Below are 7,236 nucleotides of genomic sequence, written 5' to 3'. Positions count from 1 at the left end.
TCTTGAGACCCGCTATCCGGTCGCTAGTGAAGAAGAAAAAGCGCGTTTTGTTGAAATGCTTAAACTGGATGATTCGGAGTTATTGGGGCAATGTGATGCTAATTGGTGAAGGCTTTGTATTGAAATGAAGTTTTGCAATGAAAGGATATGAAGAACGGCCGTATGATGGGTAAACTGTAGTATAGGTAGGGTAAAGCGTAACCCATCAAACGACGGCACAGTCTTATGGATATTGACTGGATTGGTTGAAAGGAAACTTCGTTTTGGCATGGTTGGATATATTGGCATTGGTGTGATGGGTTTCTACGGGCTACGGGCTAAAGTAGCTTCGATGGAGCTTGCGGAAGCCAGGGTTTTTAGTCTCCGATTAATGTGGAGCATTAGGCGTAGGTTGGGTTGACGCTGCTCCAACCCAACATCTTTGGCCTCGATAGGTTGGGTTAACGATAAAGCCGTTAACCCAACCTACCCGACTGAGATTGCTGAAACAGTACAGCATAGATTTATCGCAGCTGACTAAGTCGTGCAGAAATCGACTTGGCGGCGCTACTGGCATTGCCGCGTGTGCCTGCACCATGAGCCCACACAGAAACACCTTCATTCTTTTTCTCAAATTCCACGAAGAGTTGATCTGTGCCGTTCGGAGTCACTAACTGGAAAAATAACTGGCCTTCCCAACCGTTAAACTGTGAGGGCTTTACTTCGGAAGTGAGCGTACTGAAGCCGTTGTTCGCGGCTTCTTCTATGACTATTTGCCTGATGCTTGAGTATTTGCTTGCGAAAGTATCATTCTTCATTACAAGCCGCTCACTCCCTACAGTCACACAGCCTTGAAAGAGTGAAACTACGAAGATGCACAGAAACACTTTTTGGAATCTCGTAAACATGCTTACCTCCCTTGTGAGTGGGTACTGCTTCAAAAACACCTAACGACAGGCAAACTGGCTACCAACGAAGAGCAAGTTGGCAGTCCGAGTTGATGCTATTGTTAGGCAGTTACGGTGGGCAACGCTTCACTTTTACCCACCTTGGCTGATCCTATTTTTCCGCCTTGCGCGAGCCCGATGCCGCGCAGCGTCTCAGCAAGGATTTGCCGTCGGACAGAGGGTAAACGCCAGCACGGTATCCGCTTTATTGTCAACCCCAAAATTTACCAGTGACAGCTGATTCCCTGTCTGCACCGCACCAATGATGTCCCCGGCTTTCCAGCCACTGACTACGGTTTGGCCCCCAGCGGTTCCCATCACCCCCCAGTTGTAGGCGGTGGAGGTGATGCCGGCCGCGTTGAGTTTTGCCTGATGGGGATGGCCCGTGATCGGCCCCGAAGTCCAGCTGGCGTTGAATGTATCGCAATTGGAGCCGTTTATTCGCTGGATAGAGCCGGAGATCTGCCCGCCGCTCCCTACGCCTGGGCTACCCACTTTGAAAGTGTGCCCCCCACATTGAGGAGCAAGATCATAGCCGTTGTAAGTCCCCGGCTTGAACGCCCCGACATTTATGGTTGGGGAGGGGGTGATCTGGACCAAGGCGGAAGGCAGGGTGACATTGCCAGCGGAATCCACGTTGAAAAACATGGAGATATCCTTGTAGATGATTATCCCGTCAGCCTTCATAACCGGAACGCGGGTCAGCGTTACGGCGTCCGCCGCGCCGTTGATCGTGGCCTGTTGCATGAATATGGCGGGAACCGCCGCGAGGGCCGGGGGGGGGCTGAAACTAAACCTATTACCGCGGCTGCGGTAAGGCGGCCAAGTTTACCCCAAGAATAATGTTTTCGATAGATCGCTTTCGTTTTCATAATGCGTTCCTTTCTCTGTTGCGGCAAAAGAAGGCGTTACCGCTCCGCCTGACTAAATATTAGACATCCCTAATAGCCGTAGAACTGTAGCGTCATAACTAATTGGCTATGCCGTCGTTAATGACGGAACCCTTATGTAGCGCGTCCTTGAGAAAATCCCCAAACTTACATTAATTTGAATATTTTCAATTAAGTACCTTACATTGCCTCTTTATTAATTTTTGGCAACGGCACATTAAAAAGAAAATAACCGGATAAGTCAATACGTATAAATACCTATACCAACTAGCCCATTATGCCAGATAGTCTTTGCGCCAACTACTGCTTCTATCATTCGACCACTTTGCTTGTAAAAATAAAGTAAAATATTCAGCTTTCAAAATATTTCATAGTGCGTATGGCCGTATGGCGGGTAAGTTGTACGGTGGATTCGCCGTAGGCAATCCACCATAAACGAAGCACGTAGCACGTAGTATAAAAGCATAACTAAATGCGGCGGGTTACGACGCGCATAAGCCAATCCCCCTAATCAGTTTGTTATGCGCGTCTAACCCGCACTACAAACCCTACTTCCCTCCCTACCAGATATTTGTTTTTTATACGCCATTGGCGTATGATGCAGACATGTTAACACTCATTGAATCTCCATTGTTTACAAAACTCTGGCCGGACTATTGGTCGGAAGAAGAGCGCGGAGAATTCGCCTCTTTTCTTGCAGCAAATCCAGAAGCCGGAGATGTCATTCCTGGTTCTGGCGGTTGCCGGAAAATTCGCTGGACACGTCATGGTGCTGGCAAGCGTGGAGGCATAAGAGTTATCTACACTGTTCGCCTCAAAAGTGGCGCATTGGTCTTGCTGGTTATTTATGCCAAGAGTGCTCAAGAAAATATTCCAGCACACATTCTTAAACAAATTGCGGAGGAAATGGGTCATGCCACGTAACGAAATAGAGCTGTTAGAGCGCGATGCCAAACGAAATATTGGTGAAGAGTTGCTTGAAGCAATACGCGATGTTAAAGCGGGTCGTCACGGCGCGACATACGCCGTTGAGCCTAATGAAATAATTGCTGTTCGGGTAAAATGCGGCTTATCTCAGAGCCAGTTTGCAAAGGCATTGCATATTTCACCCCGTACATTGCAACAGTGGGAACAAGGACGGCGTCAACCATCAGGTGCTGCTGAGACGTTGCTAAAAATTGTTGTGAAACATCCAGAAGTATTGCGTGAAGTTTTGGCTTCTGGAGCTTAACTAAGCGCGGGGATTAGCGCAATAGGATGTGCCGAGGAACGAGGCGCATCATGCGTATAAAAGTCGCCGTCCTTTCGGTTTGGGAATGGTATCCCCAAATTCCTTGGCTGTGTTTAACCATAATTCTATCGCTTGATTAACATTTTCCAGGGCTGTCGGCTGCGTGCTGCCGTGAGCCATGCAACCGGGGAGTTCAGGCACTTCTGCTATGAACGCCTTATCTTCTTGGCTCCAATAGATGATTACTTCGTATTTATGCATCGTCGTCGATTCCTAGTCGATATTTTAGGATTATGGCACGTGCTTGGTAAATATTACTCGAATAACGTCAATCGGCGTTAAGTTAATTTAGCCCGGTAAGGCGGATTAAATGTAGGGCGGATTAGCCACGCAAGATACACGATCTATCTGTTTTGTTTGTCCTCTGGGTGCGTCGTAATCCGCCAACTACGGTGTTCATCCGACCTCCAGGGATGGAGGAAGTGCGGTTGTGGTCTGGAACCATTGCAGCCGACCTCCAGGGATGGAGGCGGTGCCGGTTCCCTACCGGCTATCGAACTCCCCCATCCCTGGAGGACGGAAGTGCGGCAAATGGTCTGGAACCATTGCCGCAAAATGGCGGATTACGACGCGCGGAAAATCTTTACATTTATGAAGATTGGAGGGTTTGCGCAGCGAATCCGCCCGAACTATCGTAAATAGCGCCACCCTTTTCACATGGGCACAAAAAGCGTGTGTCCACGCTACCAGACTTAAGCAGACATCAAACTCGTTAGCAGCTCAAGCAATTCATTTCGTGCACTGGTTTTGCGCCAAACCAACCCGATAGTACGTTTGGGGACAGGATCGTCAAAAGGAATATAGCTAATACCGTCTTCGGGTTCATGAATGGCGATTTTGGGCATAAAAGTGATGCCGGTTCCCGCCCTGACCATTTGCCGTAACGTTTCAAGCCCTGTCGCCCTGACATCCTGCTGTTCTTCCGCATTATTTAACTGACAAATTTGTAAAGCCTGACCACGCAGGCAATGTCCTTCATCCAGCAGCAATAACTGTTGATGAGATAAGTCCGACTGCGCTATCGTTTCTCTTGCCGCTAACGGGTTATCACTTGCTACGGCCAGAAAGAACTCATCTTCAAACAGCTTTCTGGTTTCCAGAGTGTCATCGTGTATCGGTATTGCCAGCAAAGCGGCATCCAGTTGACCTTGTTTAAGTTGCGCAATGAGAACATCGGTTTTTTCTTCAATCAGGATCAATCTAAGTTTTGGCAGTTCCTGCTTAATTAGCGGAACCAACCCCGGAAAAATATAGGTTGAAAGCGTCGGAAATGCCCCCAGCCTGAAATTACCGGCCAGCGGGTCTTGGGCGTTTCCGGCAATCTGTTGAATCGTATCGATTTCCAGCAATATACGCCGGGCTGAAGCGATAATCTGCTCGCCTAATTCCGTAGGTAGCACTTTTTTATTGGTGCGTTCAAAAATCTGTACCCCCAGGCTTTCCTCCATTTTTTTTATTTGAGTGCTAAGGGTTGGTTGACTGATGCAACACTGGTCGGCTGCCTGAATAAAGCTGCGCAAATCGGCTACGGCAACCAGATAATTTAAATCTCTGAGGTTCATAACGGCTCCTTAATATAGATAAAATCAATTGATACCATGTAAACAATCAATTATACATTGATAATATAAATTGTTAACCTGTAATCAATAGAAATAAAGCAGAATAATATTGATGAAGGCTGCTTGTGTTCTATCGGTTAAAGGCCGGAGTTTGGTCTTTGTAAGTAAAGTTAAGCTGTGGCGAATGAATACAGCAAAAATAAGGTCAGGAGGTCATTATGGAAAAGCAATCTAACCATAAATTGATAGTGAATGCCATTGCTGCTGCCGTGAGTATCGCTATTACAAGTTCGGCATGGTCGGTAGAACCTGTTTTGACACGCTCTACCGGCGCACCAGTAGGCAATAACCAGGATTCATTAACCGCAGGACCACTGGGGCCGACTTTGTTACAGGATCATCATCTGATAGAAAAACTGGCGCATTTTGACCGTGAACGCATTCCTGAGCGTGTTGTACATGCACGGGGAACCGGGGCGTTTGGGGTATTTAAGGCAACGGCTGATTTAACCGACATCACTCGAGCCGCACCTTTCCAGGTAACAGGTAAGGAAACACCGGTTTTTGTACGTTTTTCCTCGGTCGTTCACTCCAAGCATTCACCGGAAACCTTACGCGATCCGCATGGATTTGCCGTTAAATTTTATACCGAACAAGGTAACTGGGATTTAGTCGGCAATAATTTCCCAACTTTTTTTATTCGTGATGCCATCAAGTTCCCCGATATGGTGCATGCGTTTAAACCGAACCCAAAAACCAATATTCAGGAAGCGTCACGGGTTTTTGACTTTTTTTCTCACATTCCTGAAAGTACGCGAACCTTGACGCTGGTCTATTCACCCTTAGGCATTCCCGCCAGTTATCGGGAAATGAATGGTTCCAGCGTGCATGCTTTCAAATTTACCAATGCCGATTGTCAGCAAACCTATGTGAAATTTACCTGGAAGTCCCGGCAGGGCAACAAAGGACTATCACCTGAACAGGCATCGGCGATACAGGCTAAAAACTTTAATCATCTGACACAGGATCTCTATAGCCATATCGAAGAGGGCAAGTATCCGGTCTGGGATTTAGTTATCCAGACGATGAAGCCTAAACAGTTGGATGATTTTGATTTTAATCCACTGGATGCCACCAAAATCTGGCCGGAAGACTTGGTTGCGTCGCGTAAAGTGGGCGAGTTGACTTTGAACAAAGTACCCGACAACTTTTTCCAATCTACCGAACAGTCGGCGTTTGCACCCAGTAACCTGATTCCCGGTATAGAGCCGTCAGAAGACCGGCTGCTGCAGGGTCGGCTGTTTTCTTATGCCGATACCCAGCGCTATAGATTGGGCATTAATCATTTGAATTTACCCGTTAACGCGCCCAAAGTGTCGGTCAACTCGCACAATCAGGACGGCGCGGGTTACTCCACGCCGGAAACCAGTACGGTTAATTATCAACCTAGCCGCAGTGGTGAGGGTTTTGTGGACGATAAACAGTATGAATATTGCCAGTCGCCATTAGAGGGCAACACCCAGCAAATCCCGTTTGAGAAAACGCAAAACTTCAAGCAGGCAGGGGAGTTGTACCGTTCGTTCTCCGAAGCCGATCAAACCCACTTGGTCAATGCGTTCGCGGACGATTTGAAAACGGTCAAGAATCCCGAAATCCGCACCATTATCACCAGCTTTCTCTATAAAGCCGATAGCGAGTATGGCAAGCGCGTTGCCGATCAGGTCAGTGTTAATTTTGAAGAGGTAAAACATAGGGCCGAGAGCTATAAGGAATAGTCGTGAGTGGGCAAACAGCTTTACCGTTTGCCCACCATTTTTCGGCATTTGCGGTGTTCCGCACAGCTATTGTAAATAGTGGCATCCTTTTCGCGTGGGCACAAAAAAAGCGTGTGCCCACCCTACCAGACTCAGAGAAGCGTTGGCGAACAAAAATTCAGTGCATTCTTCCAGGAGGTGCCACGACGGACAGTCAGAGAATCGTCGCCGTATGCAATATTGGCTTGGTGGAATTCAGCGAAGAAGGTCAGCCTATGAAACACACATTGCTTAACAACAAAGCCCATAGAATTTTTGTTGAAATCGAAATGAGTAGTGGGTGGATTAGACGCGCAAGCCCTCCAATCTTCTATAGTTGCAAAGTTTTCCCGCGCGTCGTAATCCGCCATTTGGCGGCAATGGTTCCAGACCATTTGCCGCACTTCCTCCATCCCTGGAGGTCGGATGGACACCGCAGTTGGCGGATTACGCCGCGCCCAAAGGTTAATCAAGACGAATGGATCGCATGTTTGCGCGGCTAATCCGCCCTACATTTAATCCGTCTTACGGCCTTTAGGTTTGCACTCCGCCGTATCAATCAAAGTTACAGATTTAACCCACTACCAGACACTTACCAGAGGCCAGGGTTGTGCAAGTCGGCTATTGGGAATGATAAACAAAATGACGGCTGAGGCACCCATAGAAGCGATGAGCATAGGATAGGCGTGGGTTAGGGTAAATTGCTGCGAAATCCACGCAATGACCAGTATGGCACTGAAACACGAAACGACAGAAAGCAGCTTTCCTTTAAGG

9 protein-coding genes are annotated in these 7,236 nt (G+C 47.8%); 4 read left to right on the top strand and 5 right to left on the bottom strand.

Annotated elements, in window-relative coordinates:
• Positions 1–503 precede the first annotated feature (503 nt).
• Both ACLQ6D_RS14915 and ACLQ6D_RS14910 read right to left on the bottom strand, forming a co-directional pair.
• Complete coding sequence (locus ACLQ6D_RS14915; RefSeq protein ID WP_411728104.1) at positions 504–797, bottom strand: hypothetical protein; 294 nt, start codon at positions 795–797, stop codon at positions 504–506.
• A 282-nt stretch (positions 798–1,079) separates the two neighbouring features.
• A complete protein-coding gene (locus ACLQ6D_RS14910; protein WP_411728103.1) occupies positions 1,080–1,673 on the bottom strand; it encodes a hypothetical protein in 594 nt (197 codons plus the stop codon).
• A gap of 749 nt (positions 1,674–2,422) precedes the next feature.
• On the opposite strand from ACLQ6D_RS14910, the gene ACLQ6D_RS14905 reads away from it, so the two are divergent.
• A complete protein-coding gene (locus tag ACLQ6D_RS14905) occupies positions 2,423–2,740 on the top strand; it encodes a transcriptional regulator (RefSeq protein WP_411728102.1) in 318 nt (105 codons plus the stop codon).
• Positions 2,730–3,047, top strand: coding sequence for a helix-turn-helix domain-containing protein (locus ACLQ6D_RS14900; RefSeq protein WP_411728101.1), 318 nt, complete (start codon positions 2,730–2,732; stop codon positions 3,045–3,047). Before ACLQ6D_RS14905 ends, ACLQ6D_RS14900 begins: the two co-directional genes overlap by 11 nt.
• A gap of 48 nt (positions 3,048–3,095) precedes the next feature.
• On the opposite strand, the gene ACLQ6D_RS14895 is transcribed toward ACLQ6D_RS14900, so the two are convergent.
• Positions 3,096–3,308: a type II toxin-antitoxin system HicB family antitoxin gene (locus tag ACLQ6D_RS14895; RefSeq protein ID WP_411728100.1), complete on the bottom strand. Its 213-nt coding sequence runs from the start codon at positions 3,306–3,308 to the stop codon at positions 3,096–3,098.
• A gap of 491 nt (positions 3,309–3,799) precedes the next feature.
• Positions 3,800–4,669: a LysR substrate-binding domain-containing protein gene (locus ACLQ6D_RS14890; protein WP_411728099.1), complete on the bottom strand. Its 870-nt coding sequence runs from the start codon at positions 4,667–4,669 to the stop codon at positions 3,800–3,802.
• Positions 4,670–4,887: 218 nt separating this feature from the next.
• On the opposite strand from ACLQ6D_RS14890, the gene ACLQ6D_RS14885 reads away from it, so the two are divergent.
• Both ACLQ6D_RS14885 and ACLQ6D_RS14880 read left to right on the top strand, forming a co-directional pair.
• On the top strand, positions 4,888–6,444 hold the full coding sequence (locus ACLQ6D_RS14885) for a catalase (protein WP_411728098.1): 1,557 nt from the start codon (positions 4,888–4,890) through the stop codon (positions 6,442–6,444).
• Positions 6,445–6,446: 2 nt separating this feature from the next.
• Positions 6,447–6,965, top strand: a complete 519-nt coding sequence (locus ACLQ6D_RS14880; protein ID WP_411728097.1) for a hypothetical protein — start codon at positions 6,447–6,449, stop codon at positions 6,963–6,965.
• A gap of 78 nt (positions 6,966–7,043) precedes the next feature.
• On the opposite strand, the gene ACLQ6D_RS14875 is transcribed toward ACLQ6D_RS14880, so the two are convergent.
• On the bottom strand, positions 7,044–7,236 hold a 193-nt coding region (locus ACLQ6D_RS14875; RefSeq protein ID WP_411728096.1), incomplete at its 5' end, for an HPP family protein.

The sequence above is a fragment of the Methyloglobulus sp. genome, assembly GCF_046714055.1.
Classification (GTDB): Bacteria; Pseudomonadota; Gammaproteobacteria; order Methylococcales; family Methylomonadaceae; genus Methyloglobulus.
Note: the sequence above shows the minus strand (reverse complement) of the source record. Positions and strands in the feature narration are given on the sequence as shown.